This window comes from Microbacterium sp. SA156 (assembly GCF_049065455.1).
In the GTDB taxonomy this organism is placed as follows: Bacteria; Actinomycetota; Actinomycetes; order Actinomycetales; family Microbacteriaceae; genus Microbacterium; species Microbacterium barkeri.
Map to the genome: position 1 here is coordinate 213,700 of NZ_JBAKGU010000006.1, position 20,494 is coordinate 234,193.

Below are 20,494 nucleotides of genomic sequence, written 5' to 3' on the forward strand. Positions count from 1 at the left end.
CAGGTGCGCGGCGTTGCGGCGGTCGCCGGCAGTCAACCACTCTCAAGCAGTTTTGGCAAGCGATTGCATTTTCCGCACTATGCTCCACGTCTATGCCCTGAAAGGAAGGGTGCAATCGGTTGACAAAGTCGTGTGGCACACGAAGACTGACGGGCATGCTCCAGTCATCGCCGCGTGATCCCGACCGGCTGCTCCCCGCCGACAACCGCACGCGGGGCACGGCGCGTTCGCTGTACGAGGCGGTCGCCGACGCCCCCATCATCTCGCCGCACGGCCACGTCCCCGTCGAGTGGCTGGCGGAGGACCGGTCCTTCGCCGACCCGGCCGACCTCCTCGTTACCCACGATCACTACGTGACCCGCCTGCTGCACGCCTCGGGCATCGAGCTGGCGCGACTGGGGGTCGGCGGAGCGCCCGCCGACCCCCGCGAGGTCTGGCGCATCCTCTCCGCGCACTGGCACGCGTTCGCGGGAACGGCATCGGGCTACTGGCTGGAGGAGGAGCTGAGCGGAATTCTCGGGGTTCACGCCGTGCCCTCGCCGGAGAACGCCGACGAGGTGTACGACCAGATCGACCGCTGGCTCGCTCGCCCCGAGAACCGCCCTCGCTCCCTGTTCGAGCGCTTCGGAATCGAGGTGCTCGCCACCACGGACGATCCGTTGGACGACCTCGCCGCCCACCGTGTCGTCGCGCGGGAGCTTCCGGGACGCGTCCTGCCGACCTTCCGCCCCGACCGCTACGTCGACCCGGATGCGGCGGCCTTCGTCACGGACGTCGAGCGCCTCCTCGGTGCGACAGGGTCGCGGGCCGACTTCCCCGGCTATCTCGCCGCGCTGCAGCAGCGGCGCGAGCACTTCCTCGCGGCGGGGGCCGTCTCGGCCGACCACGGCGTGGAGGACCCCGTCACGATCGACCTCGACGCGGTCGAGGCGGATCGGCTGTTCGCCCGGGTGCTGGCCGGCACCTCCTCGGCCGACGACCGGCGTTTGTTTCGGGCGCACATGCTCTTCCAGCTGGCGCGCATGAGCGTCGAGGACGGACTGGTCATGACCGTCCACGCCGGGGTGCTGCGCAACCACCACCGTGCGACGCTGCGCGAGCACGGTCCCGACACCGGCCATGACATCCCGGTGCGGACGGACTTCGTCCGCGGTCTGCGTCCGCTCCTCGAGCGGTTCGGCACCGCCCCGGGCTTCCACCTGGTGCTGTTCGCCGTCGACGAGACGGTCTACTCGCGCGAGCTCGCGCCCCTCGCAGGCTTCTACCCCTCGGTGTACATCGGTGCGCCGTGGTGGTTCCTCGACGCGCCCGACGCGATGGCGCGGTTCCGCTCGGCGGTGACTGAGACCGCGGGCTTCTCACGCGGCTCGGGGTTCGTCGATGACACCCGGGCGTTCCTGTCCATCCCCGCGCGCCATGACACGGCCCGTCGTGCGGATGCCGCATTCCTCGCGCGCCTGGTGTCGGAAGGGCGGCTGCGGCTCGCTGACGCCGAGCGCATCATCATCGACTCCGTCACCGCGCAGCCCAGGCGGGTGTTCAAGCTGTGACTCTCGCAACCTCTTCGCTGCGGCGCACGGCGCCCGCCCCGCCCGTGCGCATCGTCCACCTCGGTCTCGGCGCGTTCAGCCGGTCGCACACCGCCTGGTACACCGGCGCGGCCTCTAACGCGTCCCAGTGGGGCATCTCCGCCTACACCGGCCGCTCTAGCGCGCTCGCCGAGGCGCTGACGGAGCAGGACGGGCTGTTCACGCTCGTGGAGCGGGACGCCGACGGCGACCGCGCCGCGGTCGTCGAGAGCATCGTCTCCGCCCGGTCGGGGGAGGACGGCGAGTCCATCGTGGCCGAGATCGCGGCACCGTCGACGGCGATCGTGACGCTCACCATCACGGAGGTCGCCTACCTTCTCGACGAGCGCGACCGCCCCGACACGGCGGACCCCGTCGTCGTGGCCGACGACATGATCCTGCGCGCCGCGATCCGTGGCGAGGCGATCGCCTCGATCGTTCCGTCATCCGTTCTCGGACGTCTGCTGTGGGCGTTGGAGCTGCGCCGGCGGAGGCGAGCGGGTGGACTCGCGGTGGTGCCGTGCGACAACATCCCCGACAACGGCGGGCGGCTTCGGCGCGGCATCCTCTCCTGGGCGCGCGAGCTCTCGCCCGCACTGGCGTCCTGGATCGAGCAGGACGTCTCGTTCGTCTCGACCTCCGTCGACCGGATCACCCCGCGCGTGGGTCCCGAGGAGGTCAGCGCACTGTTCGGGGAGTACGGCGACCGCGCCCCCGTCGTGACCGAGCCGTTCCGGGACTGGGTGCTCAGCGGCGACTTCCCTGCGGGGCGGCCGGCCTGGGAGAGCGCAGGGGCACTGTTCGTGAGCGACATCGAGCCGTGGGAGGCTCGCAAGCTCTGGTTGCTGAACGGGGCGCATACGCTTCTGTCGGCTCTCGGTCGCCTGCGGGAGCACCGCACGGTCGCCGAGGCCATCGCCGACTCCGAGTGCCGACACGCGGTCACGGTCTTCTGGGACGAGGCGCAGCGCCACCTGCCTGAGGAGCTGGCGGTGGACGACTATCGTGCCGCGCTGCTCCGCCGGTTCGAGAACCCGCGCATCGTGCACGAGCTCGCTCAGATCGCCACCGACATCCCCACGAAGATCCGCCTGCGCATCGTCCCGGTGGCTGAACGGGAGCTCGCGGCGGGCCGGTTGGCCGCCGGCTGCGCCGTGGGGATCGGCGTGTGGCTGGCCGCGGCCGACGCGGGACTCGTCGCGGGCCCCGCAGCGGACACCCCCACGGGCTCGGCGGTCGCGTCGCTCTCCGCGCTTCTCGGGGCCGACGAGCGGTTCATCGCGACCGTCGACGCGCGTCGTCGGTCGTGAGTCGACATCGGCTCGTCGCGCCTCGGCGCCGCTCCGGACCCCCGATCACTGGTCGACGACGGGGATGGCGGACGGGGCCCCGCCGGGGACAGCGCCGAACGAGATCTTCTCCGGTCGTCCGCGGCGCAGCAGCTCGCGACTCCGGAGCTGCCGAACGCGCCGAGGCTCTCGGACGCCGCCGGACGCGACGATGGTGAAGAATAGGCCAGGCGCCGTACCGGCGGCGCCGAAGGACGGACCGCGTACCCGCATCCCGGATTGGATCGGACAGCATGGCAGATGAGACCGGCGGCACCCATGAGCCTCTGCCCCTCGAGCTCGCCGCGCGGCTGAAGCGCCGCGGCGGCGCCGCGACGATCTACGACATCGCCGAGCTCGCCGGGGTCAACCCCTCGACGGTATCGAGGGCGCTGTCCAAGCCGGGCCGCATCAGTGCGCCGACAGAGGCGCGGATCCGCGCCGCGGCGCAGCGGCTGCAGTTCAGATTCAACCCGATGGCGCGGGCGCTGCCGACGGGACGCAGCCAGACTCTCGCCCTCGTCGTGGCAGACATCACGAACCCCGTCGTGTTCGGCATCGTGCGGGGAGCCGAGCAGGCGGCCAGCGCCGCCGGATACACGCTCGTCATCGCCGAGTCCCAGGAATCGGACCAGACCGAGGCGGAGACCATCGAACGCCTCATCCCGAGCGTCGACGGCATCGTGCTGGCGACGACGCGACTGTCCGACGAGCGGATCTCCGAGATCGCCTCGCGCAAGCCGGTGGTGCTCATCAACCGCGCCGTCGACGAGGTCCCGAGCGTCCTCCCCGACGTCGAGACGGGTGTCGCCGCGCTCCTCGAGCACCTCTACGGCCTCGGGCATCGCACGATCGTGTACCTCGCCGGGCCCGAGACGTCCTGGATCAGCGAGCGCCGCTTCGAGAGGATGCTCGAGGCGAGCGAGCGCCTCGGCTTCGCGGTGGTCGAGATCGGCCCCAACCCGCCGACCATCGAAGGCGGTCGATCGGCCTACCGGCGCGTCCTGGCGGCCCGGCCGACGGCCGTCATCGCCTTCAACGACCTCATCGCGATCGGCCTGATGCAGGCGGCAGCCGAGCAGGGCGTCCGTGTTCCCGAGGACCTCAGCGTGGCGGGGTTCGACGACATCTTCGGCAGCGAGCTCATCTCGCCCGCGCTCACCACCGTGCGCGCGCAGCTGGTCGAGGCAGGGGAGACCGCGGTCGTGGATCTGCTGACGAGCCTGGACGGCGACGAGCCGGTCGGCGACGCCCGCCTCCTCGAGACCCGGCTGGTGGTGCGCGGCTCGACGGGCCCGGTCAGCTGACGGGCTCGAGCGCCCGTTCGCCGAGAACGATCCGGATGTGGGCCTCGACGGCCGCGCGGATGTCGAAGGGCGGCCCCTGCATCCACTGGAGCTGCAGCCCCTCCCATGCGGCCAGCAGCAGGCGGGCGGCCTGGGGTGCGTCGACGCCGGGGGACACCCGGCCGAGCGCCTGGAGCCGTTCGATGTCGAGGGAGACGGTCGTGATCGAGCGGGCCCACCGGCCTCGGAAGAACGCGTTGGCCGGGTGCGAGGGATCGGCTGCCGCTCCGGCGAGCTCGTTGTACAGACGCGCATAGTGGGTGCGCTCCACGCCGGCGGCGGCCCGCCCGCCCATCTCGGCGATCGCGCCGTAGGCGCTCCCGTGGGCGCGCATGTTCTCCTCGTCGTGTCGCTGCAGCGCGGCGATGAGGAGGTCCTCCTTCGTGGGGAAGTGGTAGTACACGGTCGGCTCGCTCACCTCCGCAGCGGCAGCGACCTCGGCGACGGCGAAGTTTCGATGGCCCTTCTGCCGGACCAGCTCGAGGGCGGCTGCCCCGAGAGCGGCCCGGCGCCTGTCCGTCTTCGCATACGGTCCTCGTCTCCCCGCCATCCCTGCCGCTTCCCCTCTTGATGCACCGACAGCCCGATGCTATCGTGAGCGCGCCAAAAGTTATAGACGACTCAAGATTCATAGTCGGACGCGAGGAGGCTCCACGGTGATCGATCGACGCCGGCTGGTGCGCAGGCACAACCCCGTGCTGACCGCGGCGCACCCGACGAACGTCCTCACGCTCGGCAACGGCGACTTCGCCGTCACCGTGGACGTCACGGGTCTGCAGACCTTCGCGGCGGCACACGAGCTGCGCCCCGATCCGCGACGGGTCGTCACGGACGGCCTCGACGGTCTCCCTGACCAGCGCGCGGCCGACGTCTCGCCCGACGACTTCCAGATCCCCCTCCGGACGCAGTCGACCGCGCACTGGTACCGGACGCGTCCGGATCGGCCGGTCTCGCCCGCGGACGCCACGACCTCGTACCCGACCGCCCGCGGCCCGGTGCCCTATCTCGACCGCATGGGCCTCCAGCGGCCCGCGGACCCGATCGACGACGCATTCGTCCCGGGCGCCTGGCTGCACTTCAACCCGCGGCGCGCGCACCTCGGCCGGCTCGCGCTGCTCGGCCCCGGGGATGCCCCGCTCGCCGATCCGGAGGCGCTGAGCGGCATCCGAAGCGAGCTCGACCTGTGGAGCGGGAGCGTCTGCGCCCGGTTCGAGCTGGAGGGCGTGCCGGTGCACGTGACCACCGTCGCGGACCCGGACGCCGCGCGCGTCGCGGTGCGGGTGCGCTCGCCGCTGCTGGAGCTCGGGTGGGGCGTCGCCTGGGTGTTCGACCCGCAGCCGGACGACCGCGCGCCCTTCGAGCTGCCGCTTCGGGAGCGGACGACCTGGACCGCCGAGACGCCGACGCGCTGGCGGGCGTCGCGGATCGTCGAGGACTGTGCCTACGAGGTCGTGGTCTCGTCGTCGGAGCCGCTGCGCGCCACGTCCGCCGGGGACGTCGTCGCCGCGGGTGCGCAGGCACTGGAGGTCGTCGTCGGGGTCGGGAGCCCGATCGGCGCGGAGCCGGTCGGCTTCGGCGAGGTCCGGGAACGCGCGGAGCAGTGGTGGGAGGGCTACTGGCAGAGCGGCGGGGTCGTGTCCTTCGAGGGGTCATCCGACTCGCGGGCCGCAGAGCTCGAGCGCCGCGTCGTCCTATCTCAGTACCTCCTGGCGGTCAACTCCGCTGGCTCGGCACCGCCGGCCGAGACTGGGCTGACGTACAACACCTGGAGCGGCAAGTTCCATCTCGAGATGCACTGGTGGCATGCGGCGCACTTCCCGTACTGGGGGCGGGGAGAGCTCCTGGAGCGGAGCCTGCCCTGGTATCACGCCGTGCTCCCCGCGGCCAGGGCGACCGCTCGCGCCCAGGGCTATGCCGGCGCGCGATGGCCGAAGCAGACCGATCCGACCGCGGCGGAGTCGCCCAGCAATATCGGGGTCTTCCTCGTGTGGCAGCAGCCGCACCTCATCTATCTGCTCGAGCTCCTCCATGCGGAGGGGCGCGACGACGCCTTCGTCCGCGAGCACTACCCGCTCGTCGAGGCCACCGCGGAGTTCATGGCCGACTTCGTCGAGGAGCGTGACGGCGTCTTCGTGCTCCCGGCACCGCTGATCCCCGCGCAGGAGAGCTACCTGGCCGACCGCGCGACCACCGAGAACCCCACCTTCGAGCTCGTCTACTGGGTCTGGGCGCTGCGCACCGCGAACCGCTGGCGCGAGCGCGCGGGGCTCGAGCGGCATCCGCGGTGGGACGAGGTCGCCGAGCGGATGCGCAAGCCGGCTCGCCTTGCCGATGGCACCTACGCGGCGGTGTCGACGCCGCCGCACCTGATCCGCAAGGACCACCCGTCGATGCTCATGGCACTCGGCTGGCTGCCCGACATCGGCGTGGTCGACCGGCAGGCGATGGCGGCGACCGCGGCGACGGTGTGTGCGGACTGGGAGCTCCAGTCGACGTGGGGCTGGGATTACGCGGTGCTCGCCATGACCGCCGCCTCGCTCGGCGACCTGCCGCGCGCCGTCGACGCGCTGCTGCGGGAGTCTCCGAAGAACCACTTCCTGGCCAACGGGCACAACCCGCAGATGCCGGGATTCCTGTCGCTGTACCTGCCCGCCAACGGCGGAGTGCTCGCCGCGACAGCCCATCTCGTCGGCGCCATGGGCGCGGGCGCGATGCTGCCGGAGGGCTGGGTCGTGGAAGCCGAGGGGCTCCTCGATCCGGCGTTGATGGGCGAATCCGTCGCCGCGGGGTGACCACCTCGCGCGGTCGCGATGACGCCACCTGCTCGGCAACCGATTGTCACACACACCCACACCCACTCGAAGACGAGGACACAGAAGATGAACACCGCACCTCCCGCCCGGCGCACGCGCCGGCGCATCCTGATGACCGGCGCGACGGGCGCCATCGCCGCTCTCGCCCTCGCGGGCTGCGCCCCCGCCGCTGAACCCGCCGACGACGGGCCGGTCGAGCTGACCTTCCTGAACCAGTCCCGCGGGCAGGAGGCCGCGCTGATCCAGCTCGCCGAGCAGTACACCGAGGAGACCGGCGTCGTCGTCACGGTCGAGTCGCCCGGACCAGCCGACTACCTGCCCAAGCTCCAGGGTCAGGCGCAGTCGAACGCGATGCCGGACATCTACTCCTCCTTCAGCGCCACCGACATGGCCCCGTTCTACCGGGCCGGCTGGGCGATGGACCTCACCGAGGAGCTCGACGACGGCTGGGCGGATCTCTTCTCGCCGACCATCATCGAATTGTCCCGATTCGAGGACGGCAACAACCTCGACGTCCCCGCCGGCATCTACACCGTACATTGGGAGACGCAGACCTACGGCATCATGATCAATCCCGAGCTCACCGGGACGACGACCGACACGGCGCCGAGCGACGTGGACGAGCTGATCTCCGTGCTCCAGGACAGCGGGGCGGACTTCTCCGTCGCCGCCTCGCTCACGCCGCTGCTCCTGCAGGGGCTCGCCTCGAACTGGCTGACAGACGAGGAGATCGAGGCCACGCTCAACGGCGAGGCGAGCTGGGAGAGCGACGGCTGGCGGCAGGCGTTCCAGGTGCTCGTGGACCTGACGGAGTCCGGGGTCGTCGCCAACGACGCGCTCCCGGGCGGACAGGACGACAACCCCAACGTGGAGACGGCGTTTTTCACGCAGGAGCTCGGCGCGGTCTTCGATGCGTCGCCGGGGGTGTCCGTCGGCTTCCGGACCAATCCCGAGTTCGATGACTACTACTCGATCCCGATCCCCGCGGCGGCCGGGGCGACCCTCGACGCCCGCTCCCCGGGAGTCCCCGGAAAGGGCGCCGTGATCAACCCCCGGGGCGACCATCCGGAGGAGGCGCTCGCATTCGTGAAGTGGCTGACGGAGCCCGAACAGCAGGCTGTCTTCGCCGAGGTCGGCCGTATCCTGCCGAGCAACCCCGAGCTGCTCGAGAGCGGGGACGTGCCGCAGTCGCTGACCGGGTATGCCGCCGGAGTCGACACGATGCAGGTGATGACGACCTCCTTCGCGACGGATGTGCGCACGGCCGTCGTCGCCGAGGCGCAGCGGGTCGTCCTCGGGGAGGCGACCGTGGACGAGGCGCTCGCCAACATCCAGGCTGCGCAGGATCGCGTGTCGTGACCTCGCAGCTCTCCGTGGCCGTGCGGCGTCCTTCGCAGGCGCCGCACGGCGCGCGCCCGCTCCGCCGGAACGTGGTCGGATGGCTGTTCCTCGCGCCGACCATCGGGTTCATCGGCGTCTTCACGATCGTCCCGTTCGCCCAGGCGATCCTGCTCAGCTTCCAGTCCTGGGACGGCGTGAGCCCCGACACCCCCTGGGTCGGGCTCCGCAACTACGAGTTCGTCGCCGGCGACCCCGTCTTTTGGGCGTCGATGCGCAACGTGCTGTTCTTCGGCGTGGTGGGCTTCTTCCTCGGCAACGGGATCGCGCTTGGCATGGCGCTCGCGGTCAACGGCATCCGTCGCGGTCGCACCTTCTTCCGCACGGTCTTCTACCTGCCGGGCGTGCTCTCGGTGGTCGTCGTCGGCCTGCTGTTCTCCTTCATCCTGGCCCCCGGCTCGGGTGTGCTGAACCGGATGCTGGAGGGCATCGGCCTCGGCGCGCTCGCGCAGAACTGGCTCGGCGACCCTGCCGTGGCGCTTCCCGCGGTGGCGGCGGTGTTCATCTGGTTCCACTGGGGATTCGGCTTCCTGCTCTTCCTCGCCGGACTCCAGGACATCCCGAAGGAGCTGTATGAGGCCGCCCATCTCGATGGTGCCGGCCCCTGGACGACGTTCCGCCACATCACCTGGCCGCAGCTGGCGCCGGTCACCTCGATCGTCAGCCTGCTCACCCTCCTCGCCGCGCTGCAGATCTTCGGGACGGTCCAGGTGCTCACCAACGGCGGACCCGGCTACCACACGATGGTGCCGACGCTCGCGATCTTCAACGAGGCGTTCGTGAACTGGCGCTACGGCAGCGCCGCGGCGATGTCGGTCATCTTCGGCGGGGCACTCGTGCTGCTCTCGGCGGTCCAGCTCGCCATCACGGCACGGAGGAGCCGCTCATGACGATCGCACCCGAGTCCCGCGAGGTCGGCGCCCTGCCACGAGCCGCCATCGAGCCGCCGGCGCGGCGCGCCCGTGTGCGCGTCGACCGCATCGGGCTCTACGGTCTGCTGAGTGTCGCGGCGCTGACGGCGCTGTTCCCGCTCCTGTGGATGCTGTCGGGTTCGCTTCAGGGGCTGACCGAGCTGTTGTCGAACGAATCCCTCCTGCCCGCCTCGCCCCAGTGGCAGAACTACGTCACGGCGTGGGTGGAGGGAGCGCTCGGGGTCTATCTGCGCAACAGCATCCTCTACACGGGGTCCGCGGTCGTGCTGATCCTGCTCGTCTCGAGCCTTGCCGGATACGCTCTCGCCCGGCTCGACTTCGCCGGAAAGGGCGCCGTGACGATCGTCATCCTCGCGGTGATGATCATCCCGACGCCCGCGATGTTCCTCGCGCAGTACAAGCTGCTGCTCAACCTCGGCCTCGGAAACAGCCCGGTCGGCTACGTCGCGATCCTCGTGAGCTCGGGGCTGCCGATGTCGATCCTCATCATGCGCAGCTTCTTCGTGAGCCAGCCGCGCGACCTGGAGGAGGCAGCGGCTCTGGACGGCGCCGGTCCGCTGCGGATATTCTGGAGCGTCATCCTGCCGCTGGCGCGCCCCGGCCTCGCCGCGGTCGCGGTGATCCAGGGGCTGGCGGCCTGGAACGAGTACCTCATGGCTCTCGTGCTCTTCGACGACAACGAGCTAATGCCGATCCAGCGCGGGCTCACGGCCTTCTCCTCGGCGGAGACCCCGCAGCAGCAGATCATGCTCGCCGCCACGGCCATCTCGATCGTGCCCGTGGTGATCTTCTATCTGCTGGCGCAGCGTCACATCGTGAACGGAATCGGTGCCGGCGCTCTGAAGTGAGCCGGGCGCGCGATGCACGCGAGAGGGCGGTGGGCGAAGACCCACCGCCCTCTCGCGTCGCCGTCAGCTCCCGGAGCGTCGAAGGAGCGTGATGCGCACGGTGCGCAGCTCGTCGCCGTAGAACATGAAGTGCCGTTCGTCGCCGTTCAGTAAGCGCCGGGGCACCCACGCGCCGTCGTCGAGGACCTGCTCGCGGAGCTCGTCGATCTCCACGACGCTGTCCTCGCGGGTGAACGACAGCGACGCCGAGGCCGCTGACACGAGGAACTCGTCCTCGCCGGTCTGCAGGATGATGCCGTAGCCGGTCTTGTCCTCGGCGTTGGAGCCAGTCCCGGTGCCGAAGATGCCGCGGGTATCGAAGGGGCCCATGATCGAGATGTCGAAGCCGCCGATGGCGACCTGCTGCTGCTCGCCCGTGCCGATGCGGAAGCCGTGGATGCGGTCCTCGGCCTGTGCGCGGAGCGCCTCCGCCGAGAGGGCGTCGAGCACCGCATAGGCGGCGAAGAGCGGGTGCCCGGCCGGCAGATCCTCGATGCCGAACAGGTGAACCCGATGGCCTTGAAGGCTCCGACCGCGATGAAAGCCAGCGCGGGGTCGGCCTTGGCCTCGGGGACGAAGACCGGGTTGCCCGCGACGGCGTACTCGGCGAGTGTCCCGGCGAAGTCGTCGATGTGAATGTCGGGGCGAGGAAAGCGAGTGAGGGCGCGCCGATCTGCCACACGTCGAGCATCCGCGAAACGGGCCGCTGCTCGGGTAGCGGCCGGGCTCGGGTGCATTCGACTGCGGGCCGAGCCAGGCGTTCGCGAACTCGGGCAGGGGATGCACGGCTGCTCCTGCCCGGGCGATGGCGTCGACGTAGCGGCTGAAGGCCCAGGCCATGAAGACTTCCTCCGCCTCGCCGTCGGTCCCGAACACCTCGGCCCAGGTGCCCTCGGATGGAGATCCCTGGCGCTCCCACAGTTCCCGGAGGTGTGGGTGCACGTCGTCGCCGCGCGCGCTAAGGTCCGCGACGCGCTCGGCGGGAACAGCCTGGGCCCACTCCGCATCGGCCAGCGCCGAGCTGTCGCGGCTGGCTCCGAGCAGGCCGACCTCGTTCTCGACCTGCACGGCGATCACGGTCTGGTCGTGGTCGATCTCCGCGACATGGGCCATGAGGGCCGTGCAAGCGGCGGCATCCGCATCTCGCAGCCGCGCGTCGAAGACGCTGAGGATCAGCGCGTCAAGGGTGGACCGGCCGTGTACGAGGTTCTCGGGGTCTCGCTCCGCACGGGCAAAGCGCTCCTCGTCGCGGCGCACCCAGGAGGGCGCGTACGTCGACTCCGCATTCTTGTATGCGCCGAACCAGATGAGGGTCAGGCGGATCCCCCGCGCCCGTGCCTGCTCGATCTGGTCGTCGACGGCGGTGAAGTCGAACTCTCCCTCTCGCGTTCCACGAGCTGCCAGCTCGCGGTGCCGAGCACCGTCTTCAGACCGTTCTCCGCGAGACGGTCCCACACGGGGGCCACGTAGTCGGGGCTGGACGCGCTCGAATTGTGAAGCTCGCCGCCGAGAATCAGTCGCGGCTCCCCGTCCACGATCAGCTGAGTGGCAGCGCCTACGCGGCGCAGGCTCGGCAACGGGCGAGTCTCATCTGTCATGACGGGGTTGCTATCGTGTGGGGACGTGCATCCATGCCCGCAGTGTGGCAATCGGTTGTCAAAAGTCGTGAGTGTCCGCAGCGGCGGGCGCGATGTGCTCTCGCGCAGCCTGGTCACACATAGTGCCCCAGTCGTCCCGCGCTCGTCGGCGCGCCCGCTCGCAGCGGAGCCTCCGACTTCGTCGCGGCGACTCCCGACCTCAGCTTGGGTGTTGTCGGTCGATGTGGCACGACGATCGTCCGAGGCGCCATCCGGATGTACGTGTTTGAATCTCTGGCCCCAACGCGCGTGACCAGGGGCTGTGCCGGAGTATCGTGCTCTGGCGCAGCCACTGGTCAGAACACGACGTCCCCGTCGTCGGTCATGTGCGGGTACGCGCCGCGGAGTGCGCTGCGGCGGCGGTCTCGAAGCGCGTATCGGCGGCGCTCGACCTTTCGGAGTGAAGCGCACGCGTGACCTAATGCCGAGCCGGGATGGTGAACTGACTGCGCGGCACTCTCAGACTCGGAGCCGGGCGCGGGCCAGGCGTGCTCCGGGTTCATCGATCCCGCCCATCGCCCTCAGCGATTGGAATATGTCACCACGAGCACTTGCGCAGGGTTCGTCTCCATGGAGCGCTCAGCTCGTGATTCGTCGGCGGACTACTGCTCGCTCAGGACAATACGCATCGACCGCATACTCGACCGTGCGTCCGTCCGACGCTGACATCGTGCGCTCCGCGGTGAACAGCCACGATTCGCGTTGCACGCCGAGGAGCGCAGACTCCCGCGCAGTCGCAGGTCTCGTTCGATACTCCTCGACTCCGTGCACGGGCCGCAACCCTTGTAGCCCGAGCGCCGAATAGAGACCGAGCCCGACGATCTGACCTTCGTCCACAGCGATGTCAGGAGTCAGGTAGCTCTCCAGCACGGCCACTGGTTTGCCGTCGTGAGCGGCAATACGTGTCACCCGGATGGCGCGTCGTGTTGACGAGAGGCACAGTCTGTCGACGATGGTCGGTGAGGCGATTGCTTCCTCGACGATCACGGTGCTCACCTCGGCGCCCGCGACGAACGGCGGCTCGTGAGTCCAGCAGTTCGGCGATGGTGAAAGGTTTGGTGCGATCAACGTACCTACTCCGCGTCGGCGAATGACGAGACCGAGTTGATGAAGGTGTAGAACAGCGCGTTTCGCGACCCAGGCACTGCACCCGATGGCCGCACTCAGTTCGCTCTCCGTCGGCAACAGTGAGCGTTCGGCGAGTCTTCCGTCGAGAACGGCTTGCTCAAGCCGTTCGGCAAGTTGGAAGTAGAGGGGGACCGGGCTCGAGAGGCTCAAATGACTCCTGAGGTCGGCGTAGAGGTGATCAAGCGTCGTCTGCGAGAGCATCGACGGTTTCGTCATGGGGAACTCCTCGTGACGCTCCGCGCCGAGCGTCGTGGACTTCGTGTGCGGGCGGGGACCGCCCTGGACAGCTACCTCATATTCGTACTACACTCCAGTAGCGCGCGCTAGTCCCGTTTTGACAGGATGTAAGGACATGCATTTGGCGCGATCAACTGTGCACGCGAAGGAGCGTTCGATGAGTCAGAGTCCATCCACAGTGTCTGGAGCCGGCGGAACCACGCTGCCGCCGATTGGACGCGGCGCCTATAACCGCCGCCTCGGTCTAATCGCCGTCATCGCGACCTTCGGCGGTCTCCTCTTCGGCTACGACACCGGCGTACTCAACGGCGCCCTGTCGTTCATGATCGACTACTTCGGCATCACACCTCTCGAAGAGGGCTTCATCACGTTCACGCTGCTGATCGGCGCTGCCGTCGGCGCGTTTCTCGGCGGACGGATCTCCGACCGATTCGGCCGCCGATGGTTCATCATCGCTCTGTCCATCCTGTTCTTCGTCGGGGCCCTCGGATCGGTCTTCTCATACAGCTTCGAGGTGCTGCTCGTCTTTCGATTCATCCTCGGACTGGCCGTCGGCGGCGCCTCGGTGACCGTGCCGGTTTACCTGGCAGAGGTGGCGCCGTTCGAGAAGCGCGGGAGCCTGGTCTCCCGGAACGAGCTCATGATCGTCACGGGGCAGTTCCTGGCCTTCCTCATCAATGCGATCATCGGCAACATCTGGGGGAGCAACCCGGAGGTGTGGCGCTTCATGCTCGCCGTCGCCGTGTTGCCGGCATTCGTCCTGTTCTTCGGGATGCTGCGGATGCCCGAGAGCCCGCGATGGCTCGTGTCGCAGGGGCGGGCCGTTGAAGCGGAATCCGTGCTCGCCACGATGAGGTCGGCGCAGCGCGCCACGGCGGAACTCGCCGAGGTGACCTACCTCGCGGACCAGGAGAAGCAGGAGAAGCTCGGTTCGTGGCGGGAGATCCTCTCCAGTCCGTGGACGCGGGGGCTCCTGCTCATCGGTTTCGGCATCGCCTTCTTCCAGCAGCTCACCGGCATCAACTCGATGATGTACTACGGAACGCAGGTACTGGAGCAGGCTGGCTTCGATCGCAACGCCGCCCTGGGATTCAACGTCCTCAACGGCGTCGCATCGGTCGTGCCGATGATCATCGCGCTTTACGTCATCAACCGCGTGCCCCGGCGCACGATGATGATCACTGGCTTCATCGGGACGACCACTGCGCACATCGGTGTCGGGCTCGTGGGCATTCTCATGCCCGAAGACGCGGCGCTGCGTCCCTGGCTGCTCCTCGTCTTCATCGTGTCGTTCATCGCCATCATGCAGGGCACCATCGGCCCGCTCTCGTGGCTCATGATCTCCGAGATCTTCCCTCTGCGGATGCGCGGACGGATGATCGGGGCATCCGCCATGGTGCTCTGGCTGACGAACGCCGCCGTCTCGCTGGTCTTCCCTTCCCTGGTATCGGCGCTCGGGTTCGGGACGTTCCTCCTGTTCGCCGCCGTGGGCTTCGTCGCGATCGCGTTCATGGCGAAATTCCTCCCGGAGACGGGCGGGCGCACGCTCGAGGAGTTCGAGGAGTCCTACAAGACCGGAACGATCAAGCTGACGTAGCCCGATCGTCATCGTGCTTCGGGGGAGTGTGGCATCGTGAGACGGGTGAGCGCCGCAGATCGACCTCCCACCCAGGTGGATGTGGCCCGCGAGGCAGGTGTCTCGCGGGCCCTGGTCTCGATCGCCTATCGCGGCGTCAAGGGGATCACCCCCGAGACCCGTCAGCGCATCTTCGACGTCGGCGATGCCATGGGCTATCGACCGAACGTCGTCGCCGCCCGTCTGGCCAGCAAGTATTCGTCAACGATCGGCGTGTTCCTGCTCGACCTCTACAACGAGATCTTCGCCGACATCTATGAGGGGATCCGCTCCGTCATCACGGCGGAGAGCCAGCACGTCGTGCTCACGATCGGCTCGTCAACCGGAGAACGCGACGGCGAAGGTCTCCGCAACCTCCAGCTCGCTCGGGCGGATGTCGTCATCGCGGCCGGTCTCATGATGCCCGACGACGAGATCGCCGCGCACAATGCGATCACTCCGATCGTCAGCACCGCCCGCCAGGTGCCGGGAGTGCACAGTGTGTACTCGGATGACCTCGAGGGTGGGCGGCAGGCGGTTGCGCACCTGTGGGGGCTCGGGCATAGAAGGATTGCCCATATCGCGAGCCCGCGACGGCAAGGATACGAAGGCCGCCGGATCGGCTACGAGTCAGCGATGGCAGCTCACGGACTACCTCCGCTCGTCGTTGAGGCCGACTACAATCAGCGCGCGGCGGCTGCCGCGGCCCGCGAGCTACTGGACCTCGCCGACCCCCCGACGGCCATCTTCGCGAACAACGACGTCGCAGCGTTGGGCGTGCTAGACGTGTTGTTCGAGCGCGACCTGGTCCCCGGTCGCGACCTGTCGGTCGTCGGGTACGACAACACGCCCGTCGCCCAACTCCCGGCGATCTCGCTCACGTCCATCGACCTGCACGCGAAAGCACTCGGCGTCGCCGCCGCGAACGTCGCGTTGCGGCGGATCGAGAGCGCTGACCTGCCGGAGCAGAACCAGTCCTCTCCACCGGAGCTCGTCGTGCGCCGCTCCACACAGCCGCCGAGGTTGCGCTAGCACGACGCAATCGCCTGTTCCGACAGAATGCGCACCTCCCTGGTAACGGTTGCATAACCACTAGCGCGCGCCACTGGCGCGCGCTATCGCTCTCGATCTATGTTCTGACATAGCTCGTAGCGGCACCCGACCGCTCGGGCTTCGACAAGGAGGTCGAAGATGATGGGACGACGCTCGTCCGCCGCCAAGATCACGTCGGCGTCAGCCGTTCTCGCAGGAGCCGTGATGGTTCTCGCGGGGTGTGGCACGCCTGCCGGTGGCGAAGGATCCGGAGACGGTTTCTCCGGCGACCTGAACGTGCAGGTGTACGGCGACTGGCCTTTTGTCCAGCGCAACGCTGAAGCGTTCATGGAACTCCATCCGGACGCGAACATCACTGTCGGGGGCATCACCAACGACGACCTCCGCCAGTCCGGTGGGCGGTTGTTCACGTCGAGCGATTCTCCGGATGTCGTCTCGTACACGCTCCAGCCCTCGCTCATGGAGGAATGGATCGGAGCCGGCGCTCTTCTTCCGCTGGACGACGTGTGGGAAGCGAGCCAGATCGAGGAAACGGTGAGCGAGACCACGATTGAGATCGCGACCGCCTCCGATGGCAGCAAGTACTCGGTGCCGCTCGGTCTCACGCAGACGCCCTATCTGCTCTACAACGCGGATGCCTGGGAAGCGGCGGGAGCGACGCTGCCGGACGAGACGACGCACACCTTCTCCAGCGTGGAGGAGTTCAATTCGTCACTCGACGCGCTCGCGTCCGCCGGGCAGATCCCGCTCTCCATCCCGGGGTCGTTCATCGAGTACATGTTCAACGCTCCGTTCGCGTCGTCGTGTGGTGCTGAGCTCTATGAGGAGATCGCCACCAACTGGCGACCGGGTGGCGAAGAGGCTGCGACATACAGCGAGCCCTGCGCCGTTGCGGCGATCCAGCAGCTCGTCGAATGGTCTGAAGCGGGCTACTTCGCGCCGGGGCTTGACAGCCTCACGTTCGAGCAGTCGCAGACGCTGTTCGACACAGAGGAGGCGGCCTCGTGGATCATGGGGTCGTGGGTCCCGCCTGTCTACGAGCCCTCGGAGTTCGAGTGGGATTGGGCGCTCCTTCCCTCTTTGGGTGAAGAGCCCACGGCTCACGGAATCGGCCTCGACTCCTTCCTCGTTCCCAGCGGCGCGAAGAACCCGGCGCTCGCGAAGGAGTTCATCGCGTTCATGATCGAAAGCGAGGTCATCGAGGACGGCATGGGTCGCATCCCCGCCCGCGAGGACGTCGATCTGGAGCAGGTGATCGAGTCCGATCTCGAGATCTCGCTCGCAGACGCGGCTGCTGAGGGAGACAAGGTTCCGTATTGGTCGACGACGGCCACGATCTCCCAGGAGCAGGCTTTCGCACAGTACGTGGTCGCGGGGGCGATGGCGGGGACGCTCACCGCCGAGGAGGCCGCAGAGCAGCTCCAAGCTGCGGCAGACGAGTACCGCGAGCAGCGGCAGTAGCCCCTCTTCCTCATCCACCCGAGTCCGGGTGGTCACGTACCACCCGGACTCCGCACCCACGTGGAGCGATCATGTCCACCCCCACTCTCACCGCGGAGCCGACGAGGACGTCCCGCTCGAAGCGCGCAGCCACGGGACGCCGCGCGCAGCGGGCGATGTTCTATGGCTTCCTCCTCCCAGCCATCGCGATCACGCTCATCTTCACCGTCTACCCACTCCTCCAGTCGATCGTGCTGCTCTTCCAGCAATGGCAGGGATACGGGACGCCTCGGTGGGTCGGATGGCAGAACCTCGAAAAGATCGTCACGGATACGGATCTCTTCCTGGCGCTAGGACGCACGTTCTGGCTCACGGCGGCTGCGGCGGCAGGGACCGTCGTCATCGGCACGGCCCTCGCGATCGCGTTCTACAGGAAGGTTCCCTTCGCCAATGCGCTGAAGTTTCTTGCCTTCCTGCCGGTCATCCTCCCGCCCGCCGTCTACGCATTGGCGTGGAAGAACGCCCTCGACCCCACCCTTGGTTGGGTGAACCCCGTGCTCGAGGCGATCAACCCGGCTTTCGCACGCAACTGGCTGAGCGATCCGAGCACCGCCATGGGCGTCGTGATCTTCGTGTCGACGATCCAATACGTGGGCATCCCCATGATTCTGATGCTCTCTGCGTTGAATGACATTCCCGAGTCGGTGAATGAGGCTGCCACGCTCGACGGCGTCAATTCCTGGCAGCGCATCTGGCTGATCATCCTGCCGCTGTCGCGCGACGTTCTCGTGGTAGTCATCGGGCTGCAGATCATCGGGAACTTCAAGACCCTGGACACGGTGTACGCGCTCACGCAAGGGGGTCCCGGACTAGCGACAGACATCATCCCGACGTTCGTCTACCGCGAAGGCTTCGAACTCTCCAACTTCGGGTACGCCTCGACCGCGGCATTCTTCGGCACGCTCATCATCGTCGCCGCCACCCTCATCTATACCCACTTCTTCCGTCCTCAGAAGATGAGCAATCAATGAGCATTCTCTCGGGCGGCGCACCCACCACGCGCACGCTTACCACCGTCGAGGGTCCGAGGCGGCATCGTACGTCTCAGCTCCGTGGCCGCGGGGTCGGCGCCTGGGCGGCGGCGATCATCATCGCACTTTTCGTGACCATCGCCGTATTGCCAGTCGTCACTATCGTCTTGGGATCTCTGAAGACGACGACGCAGATCGTCGGCGAGCCGCTCTCGTTTCCCAATCCGATCCAGTTCGGCAATTACATTCGAGGTTGGGCGGGGGTCGCCGTGGGCGAATCCATGTCGACCTACATCCTGAACACCATCCTGTTCTCGATCTCGGCTGTCGCGGTGTCGACGATCGCCGGCACCATGGCCGCGTACGTGATCGCGCGATATCAGGGACGCATGCCGACGTTCTTCGAGCGGGCTTTCACCATCCTCTATGCGCTCCCGTACCTCGCCGTCATCATCCCGCTTTTCTCCATCACGGGAGATCTGGGCCTCCGCAGTAATCCTCTCGGGATCGGGCTAGTGTTCGCCGCCGGATGGATGCCGTTGACGGTGGTGCTCATGTACGGGTTCTTCGCAGGGTTCCCGCACGATGTCATCGAAGCGGCGAAGACGGACGGCGCCTCGGAGCTCCGAATCTTCTGGACGCATGTCCTGCCCATGTCGAAGGGGGCGATCCTGAGCTGCGTTCTGCTCGCGTTCATCTACGCCTGGAACAACCTCTCGCATACGCTCCCTTTGCTCGTCGACCCTTCCTCGACGACCATCGCGCCGGGTCTGCTTCTCTTCAGTGCGCAGTACAGCGTCGATCTCGGTGCGCAGTTCGCCGGGATCGTCATCAGCCTGCTGCCGCTGATCGCCGCCTATGCGCTCATGCACAAGCACATCATGGAGAGCTTCCGGGTCGGATCCTTCCGATAGCGAGCTGACCCCGTCGTCTCGAGGAGCATTTGCAGACGGCGCTAGCGCGCGCTAGTATTTGTTGTAACAAATTGTGGAGTGGATACCCAGGGAAGGGCCCACCCTCATGAAGGACCGCGTCGAGCGATCCGCTTTCAAAGGAGAAGCACATGGCCGTGAAGGTCGGAGTGATCGGGGTCGGACTCGCCGGCACCGCGCACGTGAACACCCTCAACCGATGGGTGGCCGGAGCAGACGTCGTCGCGGTCGCGGACATCGCGCTCGAGAGGGCGCGCGAGGTCGCCGCCTTGTGTCCCGGCGATGTCGCGCCGTTCGCTGATCCGATCGAGCTCATCGATTCGGTAGACGTTGAAGCCGTCGTGATCACGTCGATCGCCCGCACCCATGCCGAACTCGTGCTTGCCTGCATCAGTCGCGGCAAGCCGGTCTTCTGCGAGAAGCCGCTCGCGGTGACCGCGGAGGAATGCCGCACCATCGTCGACGCCGAGATCGCTTCCGGGAAGCATCTCGTGCAGGTCGGCTTCATGCGGCGGTTCGATCCGTCGTATCTCGCGCTCAAGGAGGCGACTGCCGACGGGCAGATCGGCGACGTCGTCGCGATCCACGCGGCGCACCGCAACGCCAGCGTCCCGGGCAGCTTCACGTCGGAGATGCACGTCACGGAAGCGCTCATCCACGAGATCGATGTCCACCGCTGGCTCCTCGAAGACGAGTACGTCGACGTCCAGGTGGACGCCACGGCGACGGATGGGCAACTGCTCGACCCGCAGCACGTCCGCTTCCGCACAGCGGCCGGACGCCATATCGACGTCGAGGTCTTCGTCAACGCCGGATACGGCTACGACATCCGCTGCGAGGTCGTCGGGCGGAAGGGGACGGCCTCCCTCGCCGGAGCGCACGCGCCTGTCGTCAACAGTGCCGGAGCCAGCCGGGTCGGTCATCATGCCGACTTCCGGACCCGGTTCGCGGAGGCGTACCGCGACGAGCTCGTCGTCTGGATCGACGGCATCGCTCGCGGCGAGGTCGACGGTCCGAACTCCTGGGACGGGTACGTCGCCGCCGTGGTCTCCGACGCGGCGATCGCCGCGCTCCACTCGGGCGAGGTCGAACCCGTCTCCCTCCCCGCCAAGCCCGACTTCTACTGACCCCCACTTCGAAGGAACACCA

The 20,494-nt window shown here is 67.9% G+C and carries 16 protein-coding genes; 13 read left to right on the plus strand and 3 right to left on the minus strand.

Annotated features, from left to right (window positions below; translation table 11 throughout):
• The first annotated feature begins 155 nt into the window (after nt 1-155).
• The 3 genes from uxaC (at nt 156) to ACOWU6_RS08040 (ending at nt 4,203) form a co-directional block, all read left to right on the plus strand.
• Nucleotides 156-1,550 (plus strand): glucuronate isomerase, encoded by a 1,395-nt coding sequence (gene uxaC, locus ACOWU6_RS08030; protein ID WP_421075350.1) that lies wholly within the window; start codon nt 156-158, stop codon nt 1,548-1,550.
• Nucleotides 1,547-2,878 carry a mannitol dehydrogenase family protein gene (locus tag ACOWU6_RS08035; protein WP_421075351.1) on the plus strand — a complete coding sequence of 444 codons (1,332 nt, stop codon included), beginning with the start codon at nt 1,547-1,549 and terminating at the stop codon, nt 2,876-2,878. The genes uxaC and ACOWU6_RS08035 overlap by 4 nt, the downstream gene beginning before the upstream one ends.
• A gap of 272 nt (nt 2,879-3,150) precedes the next feature.
• Nucleotides 3,151-4,203: a LacI family DNA-binding transcriptional regulator gene (locus ACOWU6_RS08040; protein ID WP_421075352.1), complete on the plus strand. Its 1,053-nt coding sequence runs from the start codon at nt 3,151-3,153 to the stop codon at nt 4,201-4,203.
• Here ACOWU6_RS08040 and ACOWU6_RS08045 read toward each other — a convergent pair.
• Nucleotides 4,196-4,792, minus strand: coding sequence for a TetR family transcriptional regulator (locus tag ACOWU6_RS08045; protein ID WP_421075353.1), 597 nt, complete (start codon nt 4,790-4,792; stop codon nt 4,196-4,198). The genes ACOWU6_RS08040 and ACOWU6_RS08045 overlap by 8 nt on opposite strands.
• 106 nt (nt 4,793-4,898) lie before the next feature.
• Here ACOWU6_RS08045 and ACOWU6_RS08050 point away from each other — a divergent pair, with 106 nt between their 5' ends.
• The 4 genes from ACOWU6_RS08050 (at nt 4,899) to ACOWU6_RS08065 (ending at nt 10,233) form a co-directional block, all read left to right on the plus strand.
• On the plus strand, nt 4,899-7,034 hold the full coding sequence (locus tag ACOWU6_RS08050) for a hypothetical protein (protein ID WP_421075354.1): 2,136 nt from the start codon (nt 4,899-4,901) through the stop codon (nt 7,032-7,034).
• A gap of 87 nt (nt 7,035-7,121) precedes the next feature.
• Nucleotides 7,122-8,414, plus strand: a complete 1,293-nt coding sequence (locus ACOWU6_RS08055; RefSeq protein WP_421075355.1) for an ABC transporter substrate-binding protein — start codon at nt 7,122-7,124, stop codon at nt 8,412-8,414.
• Nucleotides 8,411-9,343 carry a carbohydrate ABC transporter permease gene (locus ACOWU6_RS08060; protein ID WP_421075356.1) on the plus strand — a complete coding sequence of 311 codons (933 nt, stop codon included), beginning with the start codon at nt 8,411-8,413 and terminating at the stop codon, nt 9,341-9,343. Before ACOWU6_RS08055 ends, ACOWU6_RS08060 begins: the two co-directional genes overlap by 4 nt.
• Nucleotides 9,340-10,233: a carbohydrate ABC transporter permease gene (locus ACOWU6_RS08065; RefSeq protein WP_421075357.1), complete on the plus strand. Its 894-nt coding sequence runs from the start codon at nt 9,340-9,342 to the stop codon at nt 10,231-10,233. The genes ACOWU6_RS08060 and ACOWU6_RS08065 overlap by 4 nt, the downstream gene beginning before the upstream one ends.
• Nucleotides 10,234-10,296: 63 nt before the next feature.
• Here the strand turns inward: ACOWU6_RS08065 and ACOWU6_RS08070 are convergent, their stop codons facing one another.
• Together ACOWU6_RS08070 and ACOWU6_RS08075 are read right to left on the minus strand one after the other, a co-directional pair.
• Complete coding sequence (locus tag ACOWU6_RS08070; protein WP_421075358.1) at nt 10,297-11,727, minus strand: DUF5597 domain-containing protein; 1,431 nt, start codon at nt 11,725-11,727, stop codon at nt 10,297-10,299.
• A 761-nt stretch (nt 11,728-12,488) separates the two neighbouring features.
• Nucleotides 12,489-13,253 carry a GntR family transcriptional regulator gene (locus ACOWU6_RS08075; protein ID WP_421075359.1) on the minus strand — a complete coding sequence of 255 codons (765 nt, stop codon included), beginning with the start codon at nt 13,251-13,253 and terminating at the stop codon, nt 12,489-12,491.
• 34 nt (nt 13,254-13,287) lie between these two features.
• On the opposite strand from ACOWU6_RS08075, the gene ACOWU6_RS08080 reads away from it, so the two are divergent.
• From ACOWU6_RS08080 to ACOWU6_RS08105, 6 genes are all read left to right on the plus strand, one after another.
• Nucleotides 13,288-14,871, plus strand: coding sequence for a sugar porter family MFS transporter (locus ACOWU6_RS08080; protein WP_421075360.1), 1,584 nt, complete (start codon nt 13,288-13,290; stop codon nt 14,869-14,871).
• A 45-nt stretch (nt 14,872-14,916) separates the two neighbouring features.
• The gene (locus tag ACOWU6_RS08085) at nt 14,917-15,921 is read left to right on the plus strand and encodes a LacI family DNA-binding transcriptional regulator (RefSeq protein ID WP_421075361.1); all 1,005 of its coding nucleotides are present in this window, start codon (nt 14,917-14,919) and stop codon (nt 15,919-15,921) included.
• 159 nt (nt 15,922-16,080) lie between these two features.
• The gene (locus tag ACOWU6_RS08090) at nt 16,081-17,403 is read left to right on the plus strand and encodes an ABC transporter substrate-binding protein (RefSeq protein WP_421075362.1); all 1,323 of its coding nucleotides are present in this window, start codon (nt 16,081-16,083) and stop codon (nt 17,401-17,403) included.
• Nucleotides 17,404-17,474: 71 nt separating this feature from the next.
• Complete coding sequence (locus ACOWU6_RS08095; RefSeq protein ID WP_421075363.1) at nt 17,475-18,413, plus strand: carbohydrate ABC transporter permease; 939 nt, start codon at nt 17,475-17,477, stop codon at nt 18,411-18,413.
• Entirely contained in the window at nt 18,410-19,327 is a 918-nt protein-coding gene (locus ACOWU6_RS08100) for a carbohydrate ABC transporter permease (RefSeq protein WP_421075364.1), read from the plus strand. The genes ACOWU6_RS08095 and ACOWU6_RS08100 overlap by 4 nt, the downstream gene beginning before the upstream one ends.
• A 149-nt stretch (nt 19,328-19,476) precedes the next feature.
• The gene (locus tag ACOWU6_RS08105) at nt 19,477-20,472 is read left to right on the plus strand and encodes a Gfo/Idh/MocA family oxidoreductase (RefSeq protein WP_421075365.1); all 996 of its coding nucleotides are present in this window, start codon (nt 19,477-19,479) and stop codon (nt 20,470-20,472) included.
• The last annotated feature ends 22 nt before the right edge of the window (nt 20,473-20,494 follow it).

What these genes read in the sequence shown, in the direction of transcription:
- uxaC (WP_421075350.1), top strand. Translation starts at nt 156, where the DNA reads ATGCTCCAGTCATCGCCGCGTGATCCCGACCGGCTGCTCCCCGCCGAC.
- ACOWU6_RS08040 (WP_421075352.1), top strand. Translation starts at nt 3,151, where the DNA reads ATGGCAGATGAGACCGGCGGCACCCATGAGCCTCTGCCCCTCGAGCTC.
- ACOWU6_RS08045 (WP_421075353.1), bottom strand. Translation starts at nt 4,792, where the DNA reads ATGGCGGGGAGACGAGGACCGTATGCGAAGACGGACAGGCGCCGGGCC.
- ACOWU6_RS08055 (WP_421075355.1), top strand. Translation starts at nt 7,122, where the DNA reads ATGAACACCGCACCTCCCGCCCGGCGCACGCGCCGGCGCATCCTGATG.
- ACOWU6_RS08065 (WP_421075357.1), top strand. Translation starts at nt 9,340, where the DNA reads ATGACGATCGCACCCGAGTCCCGCGAGGTCGGCGCCCTGCCACGAGCC.
- ACOWU6_RS08075 (WP_421075359.1), bottom strand. Translation starts at nt 13,253, where the DNA reads ATGACGAAACCGTCGATGCTCTCGCAGACGACGCTTGATCACCTCTAC.
- ACOWU6_RS08090 (WP_421075362.1), top strand. Translation starts at nt 16,081, where the DNA reads ATGATGGGACGACGCTCGTCCGCCGCCAAGATCACGTCGGCGTCAGCC.
- ACOWU6_RS08095 (WP_421075363.1), top strand. Translation starts at nt 17,475, where the DNA reads ATGTCCACCCCCACTCTCACCGCGGAGCCGACGAGGACGTCCCGCTCG.
- ACOWU6_RS08100 (WP_421075364.1), top strand. Translation starts at nt 18,410, where the DNA reads ATGAGCATTCTCTCGGGCGGCGCACCCACCACGCGCACGCTTACCACC.
- ACOWU6_RS08105 (WP_421075365.1), top strand. Translation starts at nt 19,477, where the DNA reads ATGGCCGTGAAGGTCGGAGTGATCGGGGTCGGACTCGCCGGCACCGCG.